Raw genomic sequence first — 23,989 nt, forward strand, 5'->3', positions numbered from 1 at the left:
CTATATGTCCGGAGACACGCACGAGCGCTCATTGGCGAGCCGCCTGCGTCTCGCGGTGGTGCGGCTCAATCGGCGGTTACGGGCCCAGCGGGCAGGCGACGGTATCTCGCTGACCCAGGTGTCCGCGCTGTCGACGCTGCACAAATGCGGTGCGCTGACCCCTGGCCAGCTCGCCGCGAAGGAAGGCGTCCAGCCGCCCTCGATGACGAGGGTGATCGCCGCGCTCGAGGAGATGGGTTACGTCGAGCGCAGGCCCCATCCGACGGACGGCCGCCAGGCCATCGTCGAGTTGTCGGACCGTGGCCGGTCGTACGTGGTCGAGCAGATCACCGCGCGGGAGATCTGGCTGGACAAGCAATTGGCGGAGTTGAGCGCGGAGGAACGTGAAGTGCTCTCTCGCGCCGCCGAGATCATCGACAGGATGGCGGGGAACTAACAGCGGTGACGACCACGGGTAGCGAAACACAGTGTCCTTCGAAGACCACCGCTACCCGCGAACCCGCTCCACCACCACCGCCCACGCCGGAGAAGCCGCGCGGAACGATCTTCTCCTCGCTGAAGGTGCGGAACTACCGGCTCTTCTTCACCGGCCAGGTCATCTCGAACATCGGCACCTGGATGCAGCGCATCGCGCAGGACTGGCTGGTGTTCACCCTCAGCGGCAACAACCCGATCGCGCTCGGTATCGCGGTCGCGCTGCAGTTCTTGCCGACGCTGTTCCTCTCGCTCTGGGCAGGGGTGCTGGCCGACCGGGTCGACAAGCGGCGGCTCCTGATCGGCATCCAGATCGCCGTGCTGGCGCAGGCGGTCATCCTCGGCGCCCTCGATCTGAGCGGTATCGCGGCTCTGTGGCACGTGTATCTCCTCTGCTTCACTCTCGGCATCACCGCGTCGCTGGAAGTGCCCGCGCGGCAGTCGTTCGTCGCCGAGATGGTCGGCAGGGACAAGATCACCAACGCCGTCGCGCTCAACTCCTCGATCTTCAACATGGCCCGCATCGTCGGCCCGGCCATCGCGGGTTTCGCGATCACCTGGGTCGGCACCGGCTGGCTGTTCATGGCGAACGCGGTGAGCACCGGCGCCGTCATCGTCGCGCTGGTGATGATGGACCCGGAGAAGCTCTTCCGCGGCCCGGCCATCCCGCGCGAGAAGGGGCAACTGGTCGAGGGCCTGCGGTACGTCCGGCGGCGCAGTGACCTGATGACCGTGATGGTGCTGGTGTTCTTCGTGAGCACGTTCGGCATCACGTACTTCACCTCGCTGCCGATCGTCGCCGCGAACGTCTTCCACACCAACGCCGACGGCTACGGCCTCCTGTCGACGCTGGTCGCCGTCGGCACCTTCACCGGCGCGCTGATGTCGGCGCGCCGCAACACCCGCGGTGGTCCTCGTGTGCGGCTGCTGCTGATCTCGGCGTTCCTGCTCGGCGCGTTCGAGGTGGTCACCGCGTTCATGCCGACGTACCTGACCTTCGGCCTCGCGCTGATCCCGCTCGGCTACGCCACGATCACCTTCCTCAACACGGCGAACGCGCTGGTGCAGACCGCGGTCAGCCCGGAGATGCGCGGCCGCGTGATGGGCCTGTACGTGCTGGTGCTGATCGGCGGCAACCCCATCGGCGGCCCGATGACCGGCTGGATGGCCGACGCCTTCGGTGGCCGCTCGCCGTTCTACATCGGCGGCGCGATCTCGGCGCTCGCCGCGGTAGTGTGTGCCGTCGTGCTGATCCGGCGCGGCGGGGTGAGTCTGCCGGTGCGGCGGTTCGGCAACGGGCTGCGCGTGCTGAAGCGGGAGCGGGTGTGAACAAGCTCGGCGTCGAACCGTCGGTGACCAGGTGGACCGACGGCGAGGCCCGGTTCCTGGACTGGACCATCGACGGCGTCGCGTTGCGCTCGATGGTTCCCGTGCAGGAGCAGACACCGCTCTCCCTGGACGACGGCCGATGGCGTGAGTCGGCCGTCGAGACCCTTTCGCGGCTGCTGGGCAGGTTGCCCGGCCATTTCGACGACGGACGGGTCGCGCTGCTGTTCTGCCCGGCGTGCGGTGACCTCGGCTGTGGCGGCTACAGCGTCGAGGTGGTCTTCGGCGACGACTGGGTCGAGTGGCGGGCTTTCGGCTGGCAGGTCGACTACGAGCCCTACGACCCCGAGCAGGACTTCCGTTTCCGTGAGGCTCGATTCGACCGGGCGGCGTACGAGACCCTCCTCGGCGACCTCCTGACGAACTACCGGGCCTAACGGCCGAGCAACGGCGGCACCATCTTCTCGGCGAGTCCGGTGAGATCGCCGGCGCCCTTGAACTTCAGCGTTTCCCCACCCGGGTCGCCGGTGAGCTGCACGATGACGGATCCGTCGGCGACCTGCGCGGGGAGTCCCGCGATGCTGGTGGATGGCAGGACGGTCGAGGACAACTCGCCGTAGTCCGCGGTCACGCCGTTCAGCTCGCAGGCGGCGAAGAAGGTGGGTTTCGCGGTGTCCACCGGGACCCCGAGCGCGCGGCCGAGTTCGCCGCACAGCAGCCAGGAGATCACCGGGAGCGGCTGATCCTTGATCGGGCCGGGCGCGGGTTTCTCCAGCGGGATCTCGCCGTCTTCGCCGATTTTCGGCAACTTCGGCCCGGGCGGCGTCGAACCGGCGATCAGCGCCTCGGCGAGCGCTTTCGCCTTGCTCTCCGTCTCGGGGACTTTGAGGACCCTGCCGCGGATGGCGACGTTCAGCACCGGCGAGGCGCCTTTGTGTGGCGCGACCTCGACCAGCTCGACGCTCAAACTGGTGCCGTCCTTGTCGGACGCGATGACCGCGAGTTTGCCTGCGACGGTGGTCCTCGTGGGCACTCCCCGGCTCGTGTCCTCGGGCAGTGCGGGGATCATCTGCGCGCTGACGTCGAGTTCCACGGTGACCGCGTGACAGGCGCCGCCCGCCTCCCGCAGCGTGCGGCCGCCGAGGATCTCTTCCCAGCGCTGCTCCGGGATCGCCTGGCACAGCACCTGCGCGCCGGTGCCACCCGTCAGCGCGGTCACCATCTCGCCCGTCGGCATCGGGACCGGGCGGAGCGCTTCGCCGGATTTGGACGGCCAGACTTCCGGCAGCTCGGCTTCCGTGCCGGGTTCGTCCTCGTTCAGCAGGGTGATCGCGACGAAGATGCCCACGCCGAACAGCAGCAGGACACTCGTCAGCGCGCAGCCCGCCCAGATCCACATCGGACGGTCGGTCTTACGTGCGATGGCGCGGTAGTCGTTCCCGGTGGTCACGGGGTGAAGCTAGCCTTTCGCGGCGCGGCTGTCCGGCGAAACGCCAACCCGATGAGTAAATCGGCGAAGTGGACCCGGCAGCCTTCCGGACGGTGGGTGGGCCGGGTTTCGCGTATCCGGCGCTCGTAGCTCAAAGCGCTCGGACCTCATTCACCATCTCGACGGCGCGGCGTTTCCCAGGGCCGCGAAGGTGGCGCCGGGTGAGGGGTGTGTGGAAATAGAGACGTTGAGTGTCCCTATTTCCACACACCCCCTTCCGGATCCGGTGGTCAGCGGGACGCGGCGCGAAGCACGCCATTAGTCGACTACTTGCGGAACGGCAGACCCCTCAAGACCCCAGAAGTGGCGGAACCACTTTCCCGGCCAGTTCCCGCAAAGCCTCCTTCGAGCCACCGCTCCAAAAGAACCGCAGCCCCTGCCCGGAACCGTTGTCCGTCAGCAGAACACTCAACTGCCCGGCGCTCTCGCCGGCCGGACGGCCGGCCACCGGTTCGCCCTGGAGCTCCGACCGGAGCGCGACGTGTTCGACCCGGAGGGAACCGTCCACAGAGGACGCCATGCACTTCCCGTCACTGCGCGGTTCCGTCGCTTCCGCGGGAACACCCAGCGCACGGCTGATCTGGGTGCACAGCTTCCACGAGATCTCCGGCAGGGGAGCGTCGAGGATGCCCGCGCCGGGCTCGACGGTCTTCCGTTCGATGACGTCCCGCTTGTCGGCGGCCGGCAGTTTCGGGCCGGGCGCGAAAGCTCCCGCGAGAACGGCTTCCGCCAGTCCGAGCAGCCGAGGCTCGCTCTGGTCGTCCTGACGGGGAGCGCGTGTCCAGCTGGTCTCGATCCGCAGGACGCGCACCTCGGCGTCCGAGAGCTGAACCTCCACAAGGGACGGTGAGCCCTTGGCGACCAGATCCGCCGGGCGCCCGGCGACAGTGACCTTCTTGGGTGTGCCGACATCGCCCGCCACGGCCGTCCGGTGCAGGGAGATCCGCACCCAGTCGTCCAACCCGACGGCGTGGCAAGACTGGCCGTGCTCCACCTCGCGCACGACCTCGCCGCCCATCAGCTGGGCCCAGCGCTCTGGCGGGAGCGACTGGCACAGCACCTGGGCGGTGGTCTCCTCCGGCAATGCCAGCAGGAACTCGCCGGACGGCATCGGCACCGGGCGCAGCGGACGGCCGTTCGCCGTCGGCCACTCCTTGGGCAGTTCCTTCGGCCCGAGTCCTTCTTCGTAGGTGTCGACCTTCGCCACGCACCCCGCGGTGAGCCCGGCGACGACCAACCCGGCCAAAATCCTGACACCCCATGTAGCCACGCGCGCACGCTAGCGGATCGGTCACTTCCACCTGGCCGAAGGAGGCGGCTCCAGTGCCTCTCGCAGCTCGCCGTCCAGCGCGTCGGCGATGTCTTCGACGGTCCACGAGTCGCGTTCGAGCACGGGATCCTTGATCGCGGTCTGGCGGAGGACGCACAGGATGTCACCGCGGAACCGGAGGATCTGCCCGGTGATTCCCGCTGAAAGGTCGCTCAGCAGGTACGTCACCAGCGGCGCCACCCGCTCCGGCGTGTGCTCCGGGGTCTGGACGACGCTCGGGTCGTTCCGCGCCATCCGCGTCCAGGCCACCGGCGCGACGGCGTTGACCCGGATGCCGTGCGCGGCGAGGTCGGCCGCCCACGAGGCGGTCATGGAGGCGACGGCGCCCTTCGAGGCCGAGTACGCGGCCGCGCGCCGTTGGCCGATCATCGAGCCGGAGCCCACGTTCACGATCACGCCGGCGCCCCGGTCGCACATCACCTTCGCCGCCGCGGTCCCGCAGAACAGCGGGCCCAGCACGTTGCCCTCGACCACCTCGCGCATCCGGACGGGGTCGTCCGCCCGTGGCTCGGCGCGGTAGTTGACGCCGGCGTTGTTGACCAGGCCGTCGAGCGCGCCGAATTCGGCGACGCACTGGTCGATCAGCTCGGCGGCCTTCCCTGCGTCGGCGACAGAGTCGCCATGGGACACCGCGCGCCCGCCCAGCGCGCGGATCTCCCGCGTGACGTCGTCCGCGAGGCCGGCGTCCACGTCGTTCACCACGACCGCGGCGCCCTGCGAAGCCGCATGGTGCGCGAAAGCCCTGCCCAGGCCCTGTCCGGCGCCGGTGATCACCACGGCTTTGCCGCTCAGAAGACTCATGGGAACAGTCTGCCGTCACCCGGAAGAGTGAGATCGGCGTCTCTTGGTCGAGCCCCTTGCCGGGGCAGATGAGGTTAGGCTAACCTCATACATGTCCGCTTCGTGGTGGGAGCGGCAGTCAGTTCGGGAACGGACGAAGCCCCGCAACCGGGTCACCCCCGGAGGCGGGGCTTCGTTCATGCCGGGGTTCATGGTCGGTGACCTCGCCGTTCCGGTCAAGGCCGTTCCGGCACTCGGACGAGTTCGATCCCGAACTCCTTCCGGTAGCCGTCCAGGATCTCCTGATCACTCGAAAGCCGGGTCTCCTCGCGGACGCCGTGGGTCGTGACGATCAGCTTGTCGCCCGCCAGCGTCACCCGGCCGTGTTTGGTCGGCAGCGAACAGGTCGGTCCCTGGGTGAAAGGCGAGTCCGGCGACGTCGCCTGCCAGAACGCCGTCGGGACGAACTCGTCCAGCGCCCGCGGCCGCGGCTCGATCCGGTACAAGGGTTCGCCGTCCCGGAGGACGTCGATGTCGCCGTGGGGAGCGTCGAGGAAGAGGAATTCGCCGTCCGGGTCGGCCTGCGCCTCGGTGGCGGACAGCCGCAGCGGGAACCGGGTGAACCGGCCGAAGCCGACGTCGGCCAGCCACGGCTCGTCCAGTTCGACGCGGACGACCGCGTGGTCGAACGGCGGCCCGAGGGTGCCGTCCGGCCGAAACGCCTTCGCGGCCTTCAACGTGGCGTCGAAGCCCAGCTCCCGCAGCAAGGCGGCGAAGAGCCCGTTCAGCTCGTAACAGAAACCGCCGCGGCGCCGTCGCACGATCTTGTCGAACAGTGCCTCGGTGTCCAGGACGATCGGCTCGCCGAGGTGGATGCTCAGGTTCTCGAACGGCACCACCGCGAGATGACGCTCCTGCAACACTCGCAGCGCGGCGACGTCCACGGTGGCGGGACGGTCGAGTCCGAGGCGATCGAGGTATCCGGCGACGTCCATGCCTCCAGCCTGACACCTCGACTCCGCTGGAGGTCAAGACGACGAAAAACGGGGCCCTCCCGGAAGGGAGAGCCCCGATTCGTGGTGACGAGTCAGCCGAGCAGCAGGCCGTTGCCACCGGCGACGGCGTTGTCGAACCGCTTGGAGATCTCGGCCCAGTTGAAGATGTTCCACAGAGCCTCGACGTACTTGGGCTTCACGTTCTTGTAGTCCAGGTAGAACGCGTGCTCCCAGACGTCGACCAGCAGGATCGGCGTGGTCGGCAGGACCAGGTTGTTGTGGTGGTCGCGCAGCTGCTGGGTGATCAGCGTCTTGCCGATCGGGTCCCAGGAGAGCGCGGCCCAGCCGTTGCCCTGGATCGTGGTGGCGACCGCAGTGAACTGCGCCTTGAACTTGTCGAAGGAGCCGAACGCCTCGTCGATCGCGGAGGCCAGTTCACCGGTCGGCTTGTCGCCGCCTTCCGGGGACAGGATCTTCCACCACACGACGTGGTTGGCGTGCCCGGCGAGGTGGAACGCCAGCGTGGTCTGCAGGCCGACGATGTCGCCGAAGTTACCGGCGTCACGGGCTTCGGCGATCTTGTCGAGCGTGTCGTTCGCGCCCTTGACGTAGGTCGCGTGGTGCTTGCTGTGGTGCAGCTCGTTGATCTCGCCCGAGATGTGCGGCGCCAGAGCGCTGTAGTCATAGTCGAGATCGGGGAGCACGTAGCGGGCCATCGGCCCTCCTTCTGTCTTCGACACAAGCTTCCAAGGACGAACTTAGTCGTCTTCACCCGTTTGCGGCGACTGGGGCGCCGTGTTCTCCCCAGGTGGAACGACTCGTTCGTAGCGGCTGTACCCGTTGGGACCACCGCGTGAAACCCACCTTGCTAGCTCCAGTTAGCTGGAGGTCAAGGCGATGTGACGGCGGTCATCAAGCCAGGTAAGGCAGCCCGACCAGATGATAGGAGGCGATCACCCCGAGAAAGGCCGTCAAGGCCACGGAAACCACCGTGTAGGTGATCCTGGCGGGGGTGTTCCACCACCCGCGGAGCCACGCGAGTGCCGTGCAGACGATGGCGGCGCCGGTCAGGGGCAGGACGACGTCCGGCAGGAGCAAGGTGACGCTCAGCAAGGGGGAGTGCCCGGAGGTCAGCGCGACGGCGGCGGCGCTCAGATCGCTCATGAGGAGGGCGAAGCCGCCTGCGAACAGCAGGACGGCCAGCGCCGCTGACCAGGCGGCGACGGTCGCGAACCGGGCGCCCGCCGGATTCCGTTCCCGGCCACGCCGGACGAACGCGCGGATCGGCCAAAACACCAGCGCGCCCAGCAGGAGCAGCAGCGCGACACCGAGGATCAGCAGATGGGTGGAGGACGATTCGAGCCACGACATGCGTTCGTAGGAGGAGTTCGGGTCATCACCGGCGAAGAGCAGGACCTGACCGCCGGACTCGCGGAACGCGATCCGCTCGCCGGCCCCGTCGGTGAACAACCCGGGCTCGGTCTGCGTCCATCGCCGGGTCCCCTCGCCGAGGCCGGACGTCGTCAGCGCGCCGTCGCCATCCGCGGCCACCGTGACGCCGCCCGCGAGCGCGCGGACCTTCGTGAAGCTGTCGTAGTCCAGCCGGGTGTTGTTGTAGCTGCCTTCGAACCGTGAGACGTCTCCCGCGAGTGCCACGGGAGTGGGAACGGGAGCGGCGGGCTGTAGCCGGTCGACGAAGGCTTTCACGACCTCGGCGGTGACCGCGGCGGCGTCGCCGGAGAACGCGCCGCCGTTGAACGCCAGGTACACGCCGGTGTTCTTCTCCGGGATCAGTTCCAGCACGCTGAGGAACCCCGGCGAGTCGCCGATCTTCTCCACCAGGCGCAAGCCGTTCAGATACCGCTCGGAGAAGCCGAACCCCATCGCGGGCAGCCGCGGGTCGTTGCGGAACCGCGCGCCGTGCAACTGGTCGAGCAACGGGCGGCTGAACGTGCCGGGGACGAGGTTCGCGGACAGGTAGCGGCCCATGTCGGCCGGAGTGGCGACGTTCCCGTCACCGGCGGGCGGTTCGGGGCCGAAGTTCGCCGGCGGGACGACCTGAGCCGAGCCGTCCCAGCGGTAGCCGGTCGCCAGTGACACGTCGGGAGTGGGCTGGGCGACGCTGCTGTCCTTCATGCCCGACGGCTCGAAGATGTGCTGTCGCACGTAGTCCGCATAGGACTGCCCCGACGCCAGTTCCACGAGATGCCCGGCCAGCGCGAAGCCGTAGTTCGAATAAAGGGCGACCTCGCCGGGTGGGCGGACGCGCGTGGGCATCTCGTTCGCGAGGTGTTCCGCGAGCGTCGGCAGTTTCTCGTCCCGCGGCGTGAACATCCGGTACACGCGGTCTTCGAAACCCGCGGTGTGGGTCAGCAAGGAGAACAGGGTGACCGGACGGCCGGGGAAGTTTTCGGGGATTTTGAACGACTTCAGGTACGTGTTGACGTCGGCGTCCAGCGCCAGTTTGCCCTGTTCGACGAGTTGCAGCGCGGCGGTGGCGGTGATCGACTTGCCGACGGAGTTGATCAGGAATCCGGTGCGTTCCGGGTCCACCTTGGCCTGAGTGTCCACCGAGGACACACCGTAGCCCGCCGAGAACACCGTCTTGCCGCCTTCGACGACCACCACGGCGGCGCCGGGAATGTGATGCTCGGCAAGGCTTCGCGGGATGACCTCGTCGAAGGCGGCCGCCGCGGAGGCCGGCGTGGCCGCTTGGGCGGCGGGGGCCGTCAAGACCGTCGTGATGGTCAGCAGTGCGGCGGTGGCCGCGATTCGGAACATGTGCTGAAAACTAGGGATTTCCCCGGGGTGAGGGGATCCGGTGGGCCACCGGTCGCGGGGTGGGGCCTGCCCTACCCCGCGACCCGCTCACGAGGTCAAGCGGCCCGGTACGAGTCCATCTCGCCCGCCAGTTCGTCGAACACCGCGATGTTGCATTCGAAGGCCAAGATCGCCTCGTCGATCAACCGTGCGCGCTCCTCCTCGGTCCACGGCGCCGAGTTCAGCTGCTCGCGGTAGTTGTCCCGGAACTTGGGCGCGCTGCCGAGCTGGTCGAAGTGGTAAAACAGCGAACCCGCCTCGTGTACCTCGTACTTGCGCTCCAGCAGCCGCCGGATGACCTGGCCGCCGGCGATGTCGCCGAGGTAGCGGGTGTAGTGATGCGCGACGAACCCGCCGGACCAGTCCGACGCCTCGGCCACGCGCCGCGCGTAGCGCTCTGTCGAGGGCAGCGGGCGGACGGTTTCGCGCCAGTCCGGGCCGACGAGGTGTTCGAGGTCGCGTTCGAGGCTCGGCAGCCGCCGCAGCTCCTCGAAGACGAATTTGCCCGCCACCGGGTCCTGCGCCAGCTTGTCGGCGGCGCGCTCGATGGACTGGTAGATGAAGTAGTACTGGATCACCAGCCGGGTGTACCCCTCGAGCGTGAGTTCGCCGCCGAGCAGCGCGTTCATGTACTCGGAGTGGTTGGCCCGCTCGTGGGCGGGCAGGGTGGAGGCGCGCAGGTTCGCGGAGAACGGCCCGGATGCGACGTCGGTGGTCACCGGCATGGACAGAGCCTCCAAGCATCGATCTGACATGCTGTCAGAAAGAGCGTAAGCCACAATCCCGGGTTAGGCTACCCTAATTTTCAAGTTTTTCCCGGTCATCCGCCATCCCGACCGCTCTGAGCACGAAGCGGACGGCCCCCTCGATCGCGTCGTCCAGCCGTTCGGGTGGCACGTCGACGACCTGGCGGCTGCCCAGCGCGGCGGTGATCATCGGGATCAGCACCTCGGGATCCTCCTCCGGCACCCCCTCGGCGAGGATCTCGCGCAGCTGGCCGGTGATGGGGTCGGCGTGCGCGCTGATCCGCCGGTACGCGGCGGGCGCCAGCGCCGACGCGAGCGCCGTCCCTGGCGGCAGGTGGTACTCGGCCAGCACCCGCAGTTGCAGCCGGACGAACGTCGAAAGCTTCGCGACCGGGGTGTCCGCGGTCGCGACGGCCGCCGTCAGCCGTTCGACGTACCGTGTCGCCTCGTCCTCGACGAAGGCGACCAGCAGGCTTTCCTTGTCGGGGAAGTGGTTGTACATCGCCGTCCGGCCGAGGCCGGCTTCAGCGGCGACCCCGGCGAGCGTGACCGCGTCGAACCCGCGCTCGTACAGCTGCCCGCGCAGGACGTCGAACACCCTGCTGCGGACCTCGCGCCGATGCTCCTCCAGCGACCGGCCGATGATCTTGGGCACGCGCCACCTCCCTGGGTGGTCAGCCTAGGCCTCCAGTGACCAGGTATGCACCGGAGTCTCGGTGGCCGACAGCTCCAGGTACCTGGCCAGCATCCGGTTCAGCGCGGTTTCCCGCTCGGTGCCGCGCTCCTCCGCACGCAGGACGTACTCCCGTTGCCACGCGGCGCCGGTCCGCCTGGTGAGACACCGCTGCTCGATGATGCCCAGATAGCGCTCTCTCGCCTCGTCCGAAACATCCGATCGGCGTAATCCCTCGTGTGCCAGTGGCAGCAGGACCCGCAGCACCAGCTCGTCCGGCGGGATCCAGCCGATGCCCGGCCAGTACAGCTGCGCGTCGAACCCCCGTCGCGCTCCCGCGTACATGTTCTCCTCGGCCGCCTGGAACGACATCTGTGTCCACACTGGACGGTCGGCTTCGGCCAATGCCCGCTGCGCGCCGTAGAAGAAGGCGGCGTTCGCGACCATGTCGACGACGGTCGGGCCCGCGGGCAGCACGCGGTTCTCCACCCGCAGATGCGGCAGGCCGTCGACGACGTCGTAGACCGGCCGGTTCCAGCGCCATACGGTGCCGTTGTGCATCCGCAGTTCGGTGAGTTTCGGGGCCTGCCCGGAGTCGAGCGCCTCGATCGGGTCCTCCTGGTCGGTCTCGGGCAGCAGACCGGGGAAATACCGGACGTTCTCCTCGAAAAGGTCGAAGATCGAGGTGATCCACCGCTCGCCGAACCACACCCTCGGCCGCACGCCCTGGTTCTTCAGCTCCTCCGGCCTGGTGTCCGTGGCCTGCAAGAACAGTGGGATCCGCGTCTCGTGCCAGAGCGTCTTGCCGAGCAGGAACGGCGAATTGGCGCCGACGGCGATCTGCACCCCGGCCAGCGCCTGCGCCGCGTTCCAGTGCGCCGCGAACTCCTCCGGCGCGACCTGCAGATGCAGCTGGACCGAGGTGCAGGCGGCCTCGGGCAAGATCGATTCGGAGTAGCTGCGCAGCCGCTCCGGCTGCCTGCCCGGCAGCGGCGTGCCTTCCATCGAGAGCACCGTGCGCTCACCGCGTGCGGCGAAGATCCGATCGTTGAGCAGCGAATACCGGGCGTTGTTGGTGAGCCACTTCTGGTCGAAGTGCTCGTGCCGCAACGTGGGAAGAATGCCGATCATCGCCAGCGAGGCACCGGATTCCTCGGCCTTGCGCGACGCCGCGCTCAGATACGCGCGGAGATCGTCCTCCAGTTGGAGCGCGGATTCGCCTGCCAGTGGCCGCGGCGGCACGTTGAGTTCCAGGTTGTGCTGGCCGAGTTCGGTGGTGAAAGAGGGGTCGTTCAGCGCTTCGAGCACCAGCGCGTTCGTCATCGACGGGCGCATTTCCTCGTCGACGAGGTTGAGTTCGACCTCGAGCCCGATGTTCTTGCGCGGGAAGGAAAAACTCCCGTCGGTGAGCATTCGGGCGAGCGTGTCGAGGCAGCGCTGGACCTTCCGGCGGTACCGTCCGCGATCCTGCGGTTTCAACGGGTCCGCCGAAAGATCCTTACCCATGTTCGTAGAACTCCTCTTGGCCACGATCCGCGGGGTTCCAGGCGGGACTGCCAGGCGGCCCAACGGTTTCACGCCTCGCCATCGCCCGGCTAGCGGCCAAACTGGTGCTCTCTGTCACTAGGGGTTAACTTACAGCAAAATACGCCTGTTCGTACCACTTGCCCGTGGACGTTCGGAGGCAACCGGTTCGCGGCGGGCGGATGACACACTCTCCAGGTGGCTGAACTGATCACCATCGACGACCCCGGCGACCCTCGGCTCGACGATTTCCGCGACTTGTCCACAGCCGATCGGCGGCCGGACAGACCAGGTGGGCGTGGCCTGGTGATCGCCGAAGGCACCGTCGTGGTCGAGCGGCTCCTCAATTCCCGGTATCCGGTACGCGCTCTGCTCGGGGTGGAGCGGCGATTCGAGGAATTGCGCGCCGAACTCGACGGCGTCGACGTCCCCGGTTATGTGACGTCGGCCGAGACGATGGCCGAAGCCGTCGGATTCCACCTGAATCGCGGGGTGCTGGCCGTCGCGGACCGGCCCGTTCCGGCTCCGACGGTCGAGGAAGTCATCGACGGCGCGCGTGTGCTCGCGGTGCTCGAAGGCGTCGGTGACCACGAGAATCTCGGCTCGCTGTTCCGCAACGCGGCCGCGCTCGGCGTCGACGGCGTTCTGCTGGGCGGTGGCTGCTCCGACCCGCTGTACCGGCGCAGTGTCCGCGTTTCGATGGGGCATGTCCTGCGTGTCCCGTTCGCCACCTTCGGGTCCTGGCCCGGTGACCTGGATCTGCTGCGGGAACGCGGTTTCCGTATCGCGGCCCTCACTCCTCGTACGGATTCCGTTTCGCTGCGCCAGTTACGGGACCAGACGCCGGAGCGGATCGCGTTGATGCTGGGCGCGGAAGGCCCAGGGCTGACCGAGGAGGCCATCGCGGCCGCCGACCTCGCGGTGCGGATCCCGATGCCCGAGGGCGTCGATTCGCTGAATGTCGCCACGGCGGGCGCGATCGCGTTCTATGAGACGCGTCCACCGCTATCGTGAGCACCCGAGCGATCACGAGGAGAACCCATGGAATTGCGGATCCGTGAGGGACGCGCGGTGCTGGCCGGCTCCGGCGGCGACAGCGCGCGCGAGGTGGACCCGCACTCACTCGCGATCGGTTCGGACCTCGCTCAGGCCTTGCACGAGTGGGCCCGCGTCGCGTCCGCCGTGGGAACCGCCGCCCGGCCCGGCGAATCCGGCACCGAAGCCGCTTCCGTGATCTCCCAGCGCGGCCGCCAGCTCGCCCAGCGCGTCGCCGCCACGATGGGCACTTCGGTCCGGTTCGTCGACCCCGTCTCCGGCGACGGCGTCATCATCGACCCGCCCGCCCCCGCGCCCCGCAACGAACTCGCGCGGCGGCTTTTCGGCACCCCGGATCCCGCCGGGGAACCGACACCGTGGCTGACCGGCCTGACCGTCTCCGCGTTCGCCGCCGCCGTGGTCGTCGTGGCGATGCTGGCGCTGGCGAACACCCTCGCGCGCGAGACCAACGGCTGGCTCGCGCTGATCGCGTCCGCCGTCGTGACCGCCGGGATCACGCCGTCACTGTGGCTCGCGCGGCGAGTGCCGATCGTGCGATGGGCGTCCTTCGGCGCCGCCGCGGGCATCGCGATCGCGTGGATCGGCGTGCTGATCGTCGTCTTCTGAGACCATGCGGCTGGACGTCGACGTCGACTGGGCCGAAATCGCCGGTCTCCGGGCGCACGTAATGGCCCCTCCACCGGAAGGGGCCATTACGTGCGAATTCAACCTCGTTGCGAGCGGACGCCCAGTAAGACGTCTTCCCAGGATGGGACGATGGGGTGGTTCTTCTTCCCCTTCGCCCTAGGGGCGGGTTCGGCCACTTCCTCCGGCTCGTCAGCCGGAAGTGGTGGCTCGGCCTCTTCTTCGGGTTCCGCGATCGGCGCGTCGATCACTTTCGCGACCGGCTCGTCGGGTATCGAATCCAAGGTGGGCTGGATGACCGCGTCCCTGCCGGGGTCCAGCGCCCGCACCGTGCGCGGGGCACGGTAGGCGTTGGGGTTGAGCAGGACTTCGGCGTTCTCGTCGAGCGCCTGCACGGTGCCACCGTGCGCGCCCGGCGCGAACGACCAGTGCGCGCGGTTGTCCGAACGACCGGCCTTCCAGCACAGCACGACGACCCACTTGCCGTCGTCGCCGCGCCAGGAGTCCCAGGTCGCTTGGCTGTAGTCGTGGCCGCGGAGACCGAAGGAGTGAGCCATGACCTCGCCGAGCGTCTGCACGTCGGGGCCGTCTTCGCGGATCGGGTGGGCGCGCTGCGCGAGTTCGGCCGTCCGCGAGCGCTCGAGCAGGACCGGGTACGCGAACCGCTCGACACGCTGCACGGTCACGCCTGCGCCGCTCGCGACCTGCTCCACGGACTCACCGGCCCGGATTCGTGCCTGGATCTCGCGTGGCCGCATTTGGCTCTCCAACTCGATCTCGATCTGGCCGAGGCGGGTGATGTCACCCCTCGCCGCCGCTCGCAGCCTCTCATCCGCGGGGAGCAGGAAGCGCGTGCGGCTCGCCGGGTCTTCGCACACGATGGACTTACCGTCCTCGTGCAGCCCAACCACACGTAGCGCTCGCATTCTCGCCTCCCCTGCTCTTCACCTTTGTGGGTGTCAACGCTAGTACGGCGCGTCGCCTTGACGTGCGAGGCGCGCCGATGTCATGTGTCCTGCTCACTATTTTCGTCATGGCCGCAAGTGCATTCTGCTGGCGCAATCCGAGGCTCGCAGAGTGACGCGCCGGACACGCACTGTCACGATCGGGGGAATCTACGGCAGTCGTACGCGGACGACCAGTCCGCCGCCGCGGCCGCCGGGTTCCGCGCCCGCGGTCCCGCCGTGCGCCTTCGCGATGGACCGGACGATCGACAGTCCGAGCCCGGCGTTGCGCGAGTCGCCGGTCCGGTCGCCGGAAAGCCGCCGGAACGGCTCGAACAGCGCGGGTACGGCGTCCAGCGGCACCCGCGGGCCGGTGTTGCGTACCGCCAGCGCCGGATCGCCGCCGACGTCGACGTGGATCCAGCCGCCCTTGCGGTTGTAGGTGATGGCGTTGTGCACGAGGTTCGTGACCAGCCGTTCCAGCAGCACGGGATCGCCGGACACCGTCCGCGGCCGCAGCCGCGACTCCACCGTGACACCCGCTTCCTCGGCCATGGACGCCGCCGACCGGATCACCGTCGCCACGACCTCGTCCAGCCGGACCGGGCTCCGCGCGGCCAGCCCGCGATCACTGCGTGCCAGTACGAGCAGGCCTTCGATCATCCGCTCGCTGCGTTCGTTGGTGTAGATCAGGTGCTCGCCGAGCTTCCGGACCTCCGGGCTGACGTCGGGGTCGGCCATCGCCACCTCGACCAGTGTGCGCTGCACGGCTAGGGGGGTCCGCAATTCGTGGGAAGCGTTGGCCACGAAGCGTTTCTGGCTGTCGAACGACACGGCGAGCCGGTCGAGCATGCCGTCGAAGGTGTCCGCGAGTTCTTTGAGTTCGTCGTCGGGGCCGTCGAGGTCGATCCGCCGGTCGAGGTTCTCGGCCTCGAGTTTCCGTGCGGTCGAGGTGATCGCGTGCAGTGGCCGCAGTACGCGGCTCGCCATCAGCCAGCCGAGCAGTACCGCGAGCGCGCCGGCGATCGCCAGCGCCACCAGCGACTGCCACAGCAGTGTCGAAAGGACGTCCGAGCGGTACTCGGTGATCGAGGTCGCGACCAGTTGCGTGGCCTGGGCGCGTTCGACGGGCATGATGGTCGCCTCGTCCAGCGGATACGCCTGGGTGCGCTGCATCGAGACCCCCGCGGCACTGTCGTTCGCGAACGCCGCCGTGTCCGGCAGGGACGAACTGACCAGCAGGTAGTTGACGATCAGCAGGGCGAGCCCGACGACGAGGAACGCCCCGCCGTAGAGCGCGGTCAGCTTGGTGCGCAGGGAAAGCCGGAGCGGTTTCATGACCCGAACCGGTAACCGGCGCCGGGCACGGTCTCGATCAGCGGCGGCTCACCGAGTTTGCGCCGCAACGTCATCATCGCCACCCGGACGGCGTTCGTGAACGGGTCGGCGTGCTCGTCCCACGCCTTCTCCAGCAGTTCCTCAGCGCTGACCACGGTCCCTTCGGCGCGCATGAGCACCTCCAGTACCGCGAATTCCTTGGGGGACAAGGGAAGGAACCGGCCGTCGCGGGAAGCTTGGTGCCGGGGCAGGTCGAGGACGACCCCGCCGCGTTCCAGCACCGGCGGCAGCGCCGGCCGCGCGCGCCGCGACAGCGCCTGCACCCGCGCGACGAGTTCGGCGAACGCGAACGGCTTCGTCAGGTAGTCGTCGGCGCCCAGTCCCAGCCCGGCGACCCGGTCGTTGACGTCGGCGGCGGCCGTCAGCATGAGGACCCGCGCCTCGCCGCCCGTCCTGAGCACCGCGGCGCAGACCTCGTCACCGTGCACGACCGGGAGGTCCCGGTCGAGCACGACGACGTCGTAACCGTGCACCCCCACCCGGTCCAGGGCCTGTTCGCCGTCGTAGCAGACGTCGACGGCCATGGAGAACCGTCGCAGGCCCTCGGCGATCGTGTCCGCCAGCAGGCGCTCGTCTTCCACCACCAGCACTCTCACCAGGTCAGTCTGCCCCGGGTGGGGGTAAGCGCGGGATAAGCGTGGATCAGCCGACCGGGTGGCGTGGGCGCGGGCCTGGGTGTCGCGAAAGCCACTTTCAGGACACCTGATGTCTCGAAAGTGGCTTTCGCGACATCGCGGATGGGCGGCGTGGATCGGTCGACAGGTCGCGGCGGTCGCCCGGGATCGCTTGCGGGGCTGGACTATTCGGCTGTCCTGAACGCCACCTTTGAGACGTTCAACGTCTCAAAGGTGGCCTTCAGGACAGCACCGCGCTACCAGGGCCGCAGTTGTCGCGCCGGAATCACCTGCTGGGGAGTGTTCGGGCTGGACCACAGCAGCTTCATCGACGCTTCACCGCCTCGTTCGGTCTGTTCGAGCCGGATCGCGTACGACTTCCCGGCGACCAGGTCGAGAGTCGCTTTGTCGACACTCGGGCCATGCGGGGTGGTGTTGTCGATCAGGAGTTTCCCGTCGACCCACAGCCGCACGGTGTCGTCCGAAACCGTCGTGAACGTGTACGTCCCGGTGTCCCGCGCGGTGACCCGGCCGCTCCATCGCGACGAGAAGGACTCCGCCGGGATCTTCGCGTCGGGTGATCCGGTGAACTTCCAGTTGTGGTTCACGCCCGGTTCGACCCGGCGCACCGTCGGTGTCCCGGTGAAGTCCGCGTTCGGCCAGTACTCGGCGGTCAGCCCGGTTCCGCGGCCGGCGGGTGCCTGCGGCAGTGGGGCGACATCCAGTTCGATGACGGTCGCGACGTCGTTCGTCTTGCCGCCCGACGGCGTGAGCTTCACGCTTCCGGACGACTGCTCGACGCGGACACGTTGCCCGCTGCCGAGCACCCGCGCGGCACGAACCCGGAAGGGCGCCAACGCTTCCAGTGCCAGCGAGCCACCTGAAGCCGGCCAGTCGAACACCGACGCGTAAAGCTTGTTGCCGCGCCTGCTGACCACGCCCCACGAAGGTTCCGCGACGAGACCTGGCGCGCCCGCGCCGTAAACGGCCGAGGATTGCTTGTTCGTCCGCAGCCATTGACCCATCTGCTTCAACCGGTCGACGGATTCCTGCGGGACACGGCCGTCGCGATCGGGTCCGACGTTGAGCAGGAAGTTGCCGCTGCGGCCGGCGATCGACAGCAGTTTCCTGGTCAGGTCGGCGGAGGACTTCCAGTTGTGGTCCCATTCCGTGTACCCCCAGCTGCCGTTGAGGGTCATGCACGATTCCCAGAGCTGTCCGTCGACGGGCTTGTCCGGGATCTCCTGTTCGGGTGTGCCGGTGTCGCCGTCGACCACCCGCCGTTTGCCGACCCGGTTGTTGACCACAATGGACGGATCGAGGCTGCGCACGTACGCCTCGAGTTCCTCACCGTCCTTTTCGGACCAGGGATTGTTGGGCCGGTCGGTGCTCCATTCGCCGTCGAACCACAGCACCTTCGGGTGGTAGTTGTCGACGAGTTCCTTGAGCTGGGCGTACATCCGCTCCTTGTACTTCGGGAACGTCGCCGGATCCGGGAAGTCGGGATCGTGCCAGTCCCAGATCGAGTAGTAGAAGCCGAGTTTGACGTCGCGGGCGGCCGTCGCGCGCTTCAGCTCGGCGAGGATGTCACGGTTCTTGTCGAACGACGAATGATCGCGAAGGTTGAACTTGTTGACCTTCGTCGGCCACATCGCGTAGCCCTCGTGGTGTTTCGACGTGATCACCACGTACTTCTGCCCGGCGTCCTTCGCGGACTGGGCGATGGCGTTCGCGTCGAACCCGGCCGGGTTGAACTTCGCGGCCATCTGCTCGTACTCGGCGCGCGGGATCTGGCAGTTCCGCTGGATCCATTCGGCGTCCTGGCAAACGCTTCCATCGGGGCGCTGGTACTTCCCCTGAAGCTGGGAGTAGGCGCCGAAGTGGATGAACTGGCCGAACCGGTCGTCACGCCACCAGCGTGTCCGATCCGCGGTGAAAGGGTCGTCGTAGGCGTGGTCGGACGGGAGTGGCGCGGCCTGCGTGACGGCGGGTGAGACGCCGAGCGCGGTGGTCGCGATGACGAGGGCCGCGAGGGCCCGAAGCGACGTGCGGCGGGACATGCACTCCTCCTCGCTGAGGTGTGGACGTCGAGGACTCTAAGAAGCCAGAGATCCGATGTGAACCTCCGAAAGGCTCGTGATGATGCGAGTTCACCCGGAAAGACGGCATATAGATCCGATCTTTGTGCCGCTGAGTGGGACTGTAAGCGCGGCATAAGCGACTTCGCTTACCGCGCCGGAATCGCCCGCTCCGTAGAAATCAGGCCGTCAAGACGACCGAAGGAGCAGCGATGCGGAAACGACCGATGGCGGCACTGATCGCCGGAGCGGTCTTCGCGCTGGTGGCCGGTTGCGGTGGCGGCGGGGACGGTGGCGACAAGGTCGCCTCGATCTCCTCCCCGCCCGCCGCGGGCGCGGGCGACGGGAAACAGGCCGACAACGTGTCCGACGAGGACAAGATGCGCAACTACGCGAAATGCATGCGCGAGCACGGCATCGACATGCCGGATCCCAAGACCGACGGTGACGCGCAAGGGACCATCTCCATCGACGCGGGCGAGGGCAGGCCCGGCGAGGACAAGATGAAGACCGCGGACGAGGCGTGCCGCAAGCTGCTGCCGAACGGTGGCGAGATCAAGCCGCCCTCGCCGGAAGAACTCGACAAGATGCGCAAGGAAGCCAAGTGCATGCGCGAGCACGGCGTCGACTTCCCGGACCCCGACCCCGGCAAGGGCGGCGCCGCCATCGCGCTGGGCGACGCGAGCGGTGACCCCAAGAAGTTCGAAGAAGCGGCGAAGGCCTGCGGTCTCGGCATGAGCATGAGGGCGGCCCCGGCGAAATGAGCGAACACGAAGGACCCGGCGGCGTACGGCGTTCGCGCCGGGCGCGCTGGTACGTCATCGCGGCGGCCCTCGTCGTCGTGGTCGGGACGGTCTCCGTGGTCGTGATGACCAGGGTCACCTCGGAAGCCGGGCAGGTCGGGCAGGCGCCGCCCCCGGTGGAGACCGCGAAGGTCGAGAAGACCGATCTTCAAGAGGAGGAAGAGGCGAACGGAACACTGGGCTACGGCACGGAAAACGCCCTCGCCGGCCGGAAGCAGGGCACCATCACGTCCCTTCCGGAGACGGGCTCGGTGCTCACCCGCGGCAAGGCGGTGTACGGCGTCGACGCCAAACCGGTGCCGTTGTTCTACGGCACCTTGCCGTTCTTCCGTGACCTCGCGGACGGGGCGACGGACGGCCCGGACGTCAAGCAGCTGGAAGAGAACCTGAAGGCGCTCGGTTTCGGCGGTTTCGGCACGCCCGACAAGAAGTTCACCTCGGCCACCGCCGCGGCGCTGAAGAAATGGCAGAAGTCGCTGGGGCTCGAGCAGACCGGCACCTTCGGCCAGGGCGACGTCGTCCTCGCGCCGGGGGAGATCCGGGTTTCGCAGGTCGCCGCGCAACTCGGCGGCCCGGGCGGCGGTGAACTGCTGAAGTACACCGGCACCGAGCGCCTCGTCGAGGTCAAACTTGACGCCGCCAAGCAGGCCATCGCGAAGCAGGGCGACAAGGTCGGCATCGACATCACCGGCGGCAAGGCCGCGACCGGGGTGATCACCGACGTCGGCAAGGTCGCGGAGACCGGCAAGGACGCCGCCGGTCAGGACGACGGCAAGCCGAAGATCAAGGTGAAGATCAAGCTGGACGATCCGGCCGCGGCGGGATCGCTCGATTCGACGCCGGTCTCCGTGCGGTTCACCAAGGAAGTCCACAGTGGAGTGTTGGCGGTCCCGGTCGGGGCGCTGCTCGCGCTCGCCGAGGGTGGCTACGCCGTCGAGGTCGACGAAGGCGGCAAACGGCGCCTCATCGCGGTGAAGACCGGTCTGTTCTCTGGTGGCCGCGTCGAGGTCTCCGGAACCGGCCTCGCCGCCGGAATGCGGGTGGTGACGACGTCATGACCCCGGTGCTGGCCGTGCGCAACGCCTCGCGCACCTATCCCGGCGGCGTGCGCGCCCTGCACGAGGTAACACTGTCCATTGAGGACAGAGAGATGGTCGCCATCCTCGGGCCGTCCGGCTCGGGAAAGTCGACGCTGTTGCAGCTGATGGGCACACTCGACCGGCCGACCAACGGGGTCATCGAACTGCGCGGGCACGACGTCGCGAAACTGCCCGACCGCAAGCTTTCCGCGTTGCGGTCGCGGTGGATCGGCTTCGTGTTCCAGCAGTTCTTCCTCAGTGAGGGGGTGAGCGCGGTCGACAACGTCGCGACGGGCCTGCTGTACGCGGGGGTGCCGCGGCGGAAACGGCACGAGCGGGCGCTGGCGGCGCTCGACCGGGTCGGCCTCGCGCATCGGGCGGGTCATTTCCCGAACGAGCTTTCCGGTGGCGAACGACAGCGGGTGGCGATCGCGCGGGCGGTCGTCAACTCGCCGTCGATCCTGCTGGCCGACGAGCCGACCGGGAACCTCGACACGGGCAACGGCGCGGCGATCCTCAACCTGCTCGCCACGTTGAGCTCGCAGGGGACGACGGTCGTGATCATCACGCACGACCGCGAGATCGCGGCCGGTATCCCGCGGCGGATCGAGCTGCGGGACGGCCGGATCCGGCTCGACACCGGGACGGGGGTGCTGGTGTGAGCGCACCCGTCCTCGACAAGGTGCCGACGCCGAATCCGGCCAGGCTCGGCCCGCGTGACGTGCTGACCCTCGGCGCGCACGGGATGCGGACGCGGCCGATGCGGGCGGTGCTGTCCGCGCTCGGCATCGGGATCGGGATCGCCGCGATGGTGGCGGTGCTCGCGATCCCGGCGTCGGGCGCGAAGGCGTTGCAAGACCAGCTGGCCGCGCTCGGCACCAACCTCCTTTCGGCGGGGCCGGGCAAGACGATGTTCGGCGGCGACGCGACTTTGCCCGACAGCGCGGTGCCGATGGCGAAGCGGATCGCCCCGGTGACGGCGGCGTCCGCGACCGGGACCACCGACGGGACCGTGCGGCGCACGGACAAGATCCCCAAGGACGAGACCTCCGGCCTCGGCGTCTACGCGGCGACGCCGGATCTGCTCGACGTCGTCGGCGGCTCGATCCGGGAGGGGCGGTTCCTCCGGGACGCCACTCGCGACTATCCGGTCGTCGTCCTCGGTTCGGTCGCGGCCGCGCGGCTCGGGATCGACCACATCGACCAGGCCAAACCACCGCAGGTGTTCATCAACGGGCATTGGTTCACCGTCGGCGGGATCCTCGGCCCGATGCCGCTCGCGCCGGAGATCGAGCGGTCGGCGCTGGTCGGCTGGGACGCCGCGAAACGGCTCCTCGGCTTCAAGGGACATCCGAGCACGGTGTACGTCCGGGCGAAGGACTCGCAGGTCGATAACGTCCGTTCGGTGCTCGCGCAGACGATGAACCCGGAAGCGCCCAACGAGGTCGAGGTGCGTCGCCCGTCGGAGGCGCTGGAGGCGCAGAAGCTGACGGAGAACACGTACAGCGCTCTGTTCCTCGGGCTCGGCGGTGTGGCGTTGCTGGTCGGCGGCGTCGGCGTGGCCAACACGATGGTGATCTCGGTGCTGGAGCGGCGCCGGGAGATCGGCCTCCGTCGCGCGCTCGGGGCAACGAAACGGCAGGTCAGAGGCCAATTCCTGGCCGAGTCGGTGCTGTTGTCCGGGCTCGGCGGGATCGCCGGGGTGCTGGTCGGCGTCCTCGTGACGTCCGCGTACGCGCTGAGCCAAGGCTGGCCGGCGGTGCTGCCCGTCGGCGCCCTGCTCGGCGGCGTCGGTGTCTCGGCACTGGTCGGTGCCGTCGCCGGTGCCTATCCGGCCATGCGCGCGGCCCGGCTCCCGCCCACCCAGGCCCTCGCCTAGCCCGCCTTTCGTCCTCTGGTTGCGGTAGTTCGTGGCGCCAACTACCGCAACCAGAGGACGAGTTGCGGAATGGCGGTGGGTAGCCTCGCCGGGTGCTGGTGGGATTGTCGGGGCGGAAACTCGCGGGGGCGTTGCTCGCGCTCGAAGTCGTCGTGGTCGCCGTGCTGTTCACGTTCAAGGTGTTCGACGGCCAGGACCTCGAGGTCTACATCGGCGGCGCACGGCTGCTCCTCGACTCGGGCGACCCGTACGGCACCTGGGTGCAGACGCACGGCGGCTGGCTGCCCTTCACCTACACGCCGTTCGCGGCGGCGGTCTTCCTGCCCGGCACCCTGCTGTCCGCCGCGCTGGCGACGAGACTGGTCGGGCTCGCGTCGATCATCGCGGGCGGGATCGTCGTGTACCTCTTCGTCGCGACGCTCAACGGCTCGCTCACCGACCGCGGATGCGTTCGCGGCCGCGCCATCGCCGTACTGGCGGCGATCGGGGCGCAAGCCGTCGGCGGGATCATGGAGCCGGTCCGGTCGACGCTCGGCTTCGGCCAGGTCAACACCCTGCTGATGCTGATGGTCGTCCTCGACGCCCTGCTGCCGGGACGCGCCCGCACCAAGGGACTGCTGATCGGCGTCGCCGCGGCGATCAAGCTGACCCCGGCCGTGTTCATCCTGTTCTTCTTGTTCCGCAAGGACTTCCGCTCGTCCGCGCGAGTCGTGGCCGGGTTCCTCGGCGCCGGTCTGCTGATGTTCCTGGTCGCGCCCGGCGCGTCGGCGAGGTTCTGGACGAACATCCTCTTCGACACCAGCCGCATCGGCGATCGCGGCTACGTCGGCAACCAGTCGCTGCGGGGGATGCTCGCGCGGTTCGGGCTCGGCTCGGCGGAGGACGTCGTCTGGGTGCTGGCCGCGTTCCTGGTGGTCGCGGTGACCGCTTTCGTGATCGTCCGCGTCGCCGAACCGGTGTTCGCGTTGACCGCTTGCGCGATCGGCGGGCTACTGGTCTCGCCGGTGTCCTGGACGCATCACTGGATCTGGTGCGTGCCGATCCTCGTGCTGCTGGTCTGGAGGCGAACGGTCGTTTCCTACGCGCTCGCCGTGGTGACGCTGGCGCTGTTCGTCGTCGCGCCGATGTGGCTGGCGCCGAGGCCCGCCGGGAACTTCGGCTGGTGGCTGGCGACGGAATCCTTCGTGCTGTACGGCCTCTTGCTGCTCTTCTTCGCCGTGTCGTCGCGTGAAGGCCCCCTTCCCTCGGTTGAGCCGGGCGAATTCTCGGGGTCCTCGCAACACCTGATGGCTTATGTGGCTGCCAGTAGATCACGCAGGCGCTCGGCTGGTTTGTTCCAGCCGAGCGTTTTGCGTGG

The 23,989-nt window shown here is 68.4% G+C and carries 23 protein-coding genes; 10 read left to right on the forward strand and 13 right to left on the reverse strand.

What is annotated here, in order from left to right:
* Nucleotides 1–4: 4 nt before the first annotated feature.
* The 3 genes from ACLARN_RS30840 to ACLARN_RS30850 all read left to right on the forward strand — a co-directional run bounded on the left by ACLARN_RS30840 (nt 5) and on the right by ACLARN_RS30850 (nt 2,237).
* On the forward strand, nt 5–436 hold the full coding sequence (locus tag ACLARN_RS30840) for a MarR family winged helix-turn-helix transcriptional regulator (protein WP_076158705.1): 432 nt from the start codon (nt 5–7) through the stop codon (nt 434–436).
* 107 nt (nt 437–543) lie between these two features.
* The gene (locus ACLARN_RS30845) at nt 544–1,803 is read left to right on the forward strand and encodes an MFS transporter (RefSeq protein ID WP_409495007.1); all 1,260 of its coding nucleotides are present in this window, start codon (nt 544–546) and stop codon (nt 1,801–1,803) included.
* Nucleotides 1,800–2,237 (forward strand): hypothetical protein, encoded by a 438-nt coding sequence (locus ACLARN_RS30850; protein WP_409494982.1) that lies wholly within the window; start codon nt 1,800–1,802, stop codon nt 2,235–2,237. Before ACLARN_RS30845 ends, ACLARN_RS30850 begins: the two co-directional genes overlap by 4 nt.
* Here the strand turns inward: ACLARN_RS30850 and ACLARN_RS30855 are convergent.
* The 9 genes from ACLARN_RS30855 to ACLARN_RS30895 all read right to left on the reverse strand — a co-directional run bounded on the left by ACLARN_RS30855 (nt 2,234) and on the right by ACLARN_RS30895 (nt 12,139).
* Nucleotides 2,234–3,250, reverse strand: coding sequence for a hypothetical protein (locus tag ACLARN_RS30855; protein ID WP_409494983.1), 1,017 nt, complete (start codon nt 3,248–3,250; stop codon nt 2,234–2,236). The genes ACLARN_RS30850 and ACLARN_RS30855 overlap by 4 nt on opposite strands.
* A 328-nt stretch (nt 3,251–3,578) precedes the next feature.
* Nucleotides 3,579–4,559, reverse strand: a complete 981-nt coding sequence (locus tag ACLARN_RS30860) for a hypothetical protein (protein ID WP_409494984.1) — start codon at nt 4,557–4,559, stop codon at nt 3,579–3,581.
* A gap of 21 nt (nt 4,560–4,580) precedes the next feature.
* Nucleotides 4,581–5,420, reverse strand: coding sequence for an SDR family NAD(P)-dependent oxidoreductase (locus ACLARN_RS30865; protein ID WP_409494985.1), 840 nt, complete (start codon nt 5,418–5,420; stop codon nt 4,581–4,583).
* A 215-nt stretch (nt 5,421–5,635) separates the two neighbouring features.
* Nucleotides 5,636–6,394 (reverse strand): arylamine N-acetyltransferase family protein, encoded by a 759-nt coding sequence (locus ACLARN_RS30870; RefSeq protein WP_409494986.1) that lies wholly within the window; start codon nt 6,392–6,394, stop codon nt 5,636–5,638.
* A 92-nt stretch (nt 6,395–6,486) separates the two neighbouring features.
* Nucleotides 6,487–7,110 carry a superoxide dismutase gene (locus tag ACLARN_RS30875; protein WP_020631814.1) on the reverse strand — a complete coding sequence of 208 codons (624 nt, stop codon included), beginning with the start codon at nt 7,108–7,110 and terminating at the stop codon, nt 6,487–6,489.
* A gap of 196 nt (nt 7,111–7,306) precedes the next feature.
* On the reverse strand, nt 7,307–9,175 hold the full coding sequence (locus ACLARN_RS30880) for a serine hydrolase domain-containing protein (RefSeq protein WP_409494987.1): 1,869 nt from the start codon (nt 9,173–9,175) through the stop codon (nt 7,307–7,309).
* 95 nt (nt 9,176–9,270) lie between these two features.
* Complete coding sequence (locus tag ACLARN_RS30885) at nt 9,271–9,939, reverse strand: heme oxygenase (biliverdin-producing) (RefSeq protein ID WP_409494988.1); 669 nt, start codon at nt 9,937–9,939, stop codon at nt 9,271–9,273.
* A 73-nt stretch (nt 9,940–10,012) separates the two neighbouring features.
* Nucleotides 10,013–10,615: a TetR/AcrR family transcriptional regulator gene (locus ACLARN_RS30890; protein ID WP_409494989.1), complete on the reverse strand. Its 603-nt coding sequence runs from the start codon at nt 10,613–10,615 to the stop codon at nt 10,013–10,015.
* A 24-nt stretch (nt 10,616–10,639) separates the two neighbouring features.
* Nucleotides 10,640–12,139: a glutamate-cysteine ligase family protein gene (locus ACLARN_RS30895; protein WP_409494990.1), complete on the reverse strand. Its 1,500-nt coding sequence runs from the start codon at nt 12,137–12,139 to the stop codon at nt 10,640–10,642.
* Nucleotides 12,140–12,355: 216 nt separating this feature from the next.
* Here ACLARN_RS30895 and ACLARN_RS30900 point away from each other — a divergent pair, with 216 nt between their 5' ends.
* Together ACLARN_RS30900 and ACLARN_RS30905 are read left to right on the forward strand one after the other, a co-directional pair.
* Nucleotides 12,356–13,171: a TrmH family RNA methyltransferase gene (locus ACLARN_RS30900; protein WP_409494991.1), complete on the forward strand. Its 816-nt coding sequence runs from the start codon at nt 12,356–12,358 to the stop codon at nt 13,169–13,171.
* A 27-nt stretch (nt 13,172–13,198) separates the two neighbouring features.
* Entirely contained in the window at nt 13,199–13,819 is a 621-nt protein-coding gene (locus ACLARN_RS30905) for a DUF2537 domain-containing protein (protein ID WP_409494992.1), read from the forward strand.
* Nucleotides 13,820–13,917: 98 nt separating this feature from the next.
* Here ACLARN_RS30905 and sepH read toward each other — a convergent pair whose 3' ends face one another.
* The 4 genes from sepH to ACLARN_RS30925 form a co-directional block, all read right to left on the reverse strand.
* Nucleotides 13,918–14,763: a septation protein SepH gene (gene sepH / locus ACLARN_RS30910; protein WP_409494993.1), complete on the reverse strand. Its 846-nt coding sequence runs from the start codon at nt 14,761–14,763 to the stop codon at nt 13,918–13,920.
* A gap of 189 nt (nt 14,764–14,952) precedes the next feature.
* Nucleotides 14,953–16,119 carry an ATP-binding protein gene (locus ACLARN_RS30915; RefSeq protein WP_409494994.1) on the reverse strand — a complete coding sequence of 389 codons (1,167 nt, stop codon included), beginning with the start codon at nt 16,117–16,119 and terminating at the stop codon, nt 14,953–14,955.
* Entirely contained in the window at nt 16,116–16,775 is a 660-nt protein-coding gene (locus tag ACLARN_RS30920) for a response regulator transcription factor (protein ID WP_409494995.1), read from the reverse strand. The genes ACLARN_RS30915 and ACLARN_RS30920 overlap by 4 nt, the downstream gene beginning before the upstream one ends.
* A gap of 275 nt (nt 16,776–17,050) precedes the next feature.
* A complete protein-coding gene (locus ACLARN_RS30925; RefSeq protein ID WP_409494996.1) occupies nt 17,051–18,853 on the reverse strand; it encodes an alpha-L-fucosidase in 1,803 nt (600 codons plus the stop codon).
* Between the two features lie 230 nt (nt 18,854–19,083).
* Between ACLARN_RS30925 and ACLARN_RS30930 the strand changes: the two genes are divergently transcribed.
* The 5 genes from ACLARN_RS30930 to ACLARN_RS30950 form a co-directional block, all read left to right on the forward strand.
* Nucleotides 19,084–19,635 carry a hypothetical protein gene (locus ACLARN_RS30930; RefSeq protein WP_409494997.1) on the forward strand — a complete coding sequence of 184 codons (552 nt, stop codon included), beginning with the start codon at nt 19,084–19,086 and terminating at the stop codon, nt 19,633–19,635.
* On the forward strand, nt 19,632–20,732 hold the full coding sequence (locus tag ACLARN_RS30935) for a peptidoglycan-binding protein (RefSeq protein WP_409494998.1): 1,101 nt from the start codon (nt 19,632–19,634) through the stop codon (nt 20,730–20,732). The genes ACLARN_RS30930 and ACLARN_RS30935 overlap by 4 nt, the downstream gene beginning before the upstream one ends.
* The gene (locus ACLARN_RS30940; protein ID WP_409494999.1) at nt 20,729–21,415 is read left to right on the forward strand and encodes an ABC transporter ATP-binding protein; all 687 of its coding nucleotides are present in this window, start codon (nt 20,729–20,731) and stop codon (nt 21,413–21,415) included. Before ACLARN_RS30935 ends, ACLARN_RS30940 begins: the two co-directional genes overlap by 4 nt.
* Nucleotides 21,412–22,632 carry an ABC transporter permease gene (locus ACLARN_RS30945; protein WP_409495000.1) on the forward strand — a complete coding sequence of 407 codons (1,221 nt, stop codon included), beginning with the start codon at nt 21,412–21,414 and terminating at the stop codon, nt 22,630–22,632. Before ACLARN_RS30940 ends, ACLARN_RS30945 begins: the two co-directional genes overlap by 4 nt.
* Nucleotides 22,633–22,724: 92 nt before the next feature.
* The coding region (locus ACLARN_RS30950; protein WP_409495001.1) for a glycosyltransferase 87 family protein at nt 22,725–23,989 on the forward strand (1,265 nt) is incomplete at its 3' end.

This window comes from Amycolatopsis sp. cmx-11-12 (assembly GCF_046269425.1).
In the GTDB taxonomy this organism is placed as follows: Bacteria; Actinomycetota; Actinomycetes; order Mycobacteriales; family Pseudonocardiaceae; genus Amycolatopsis.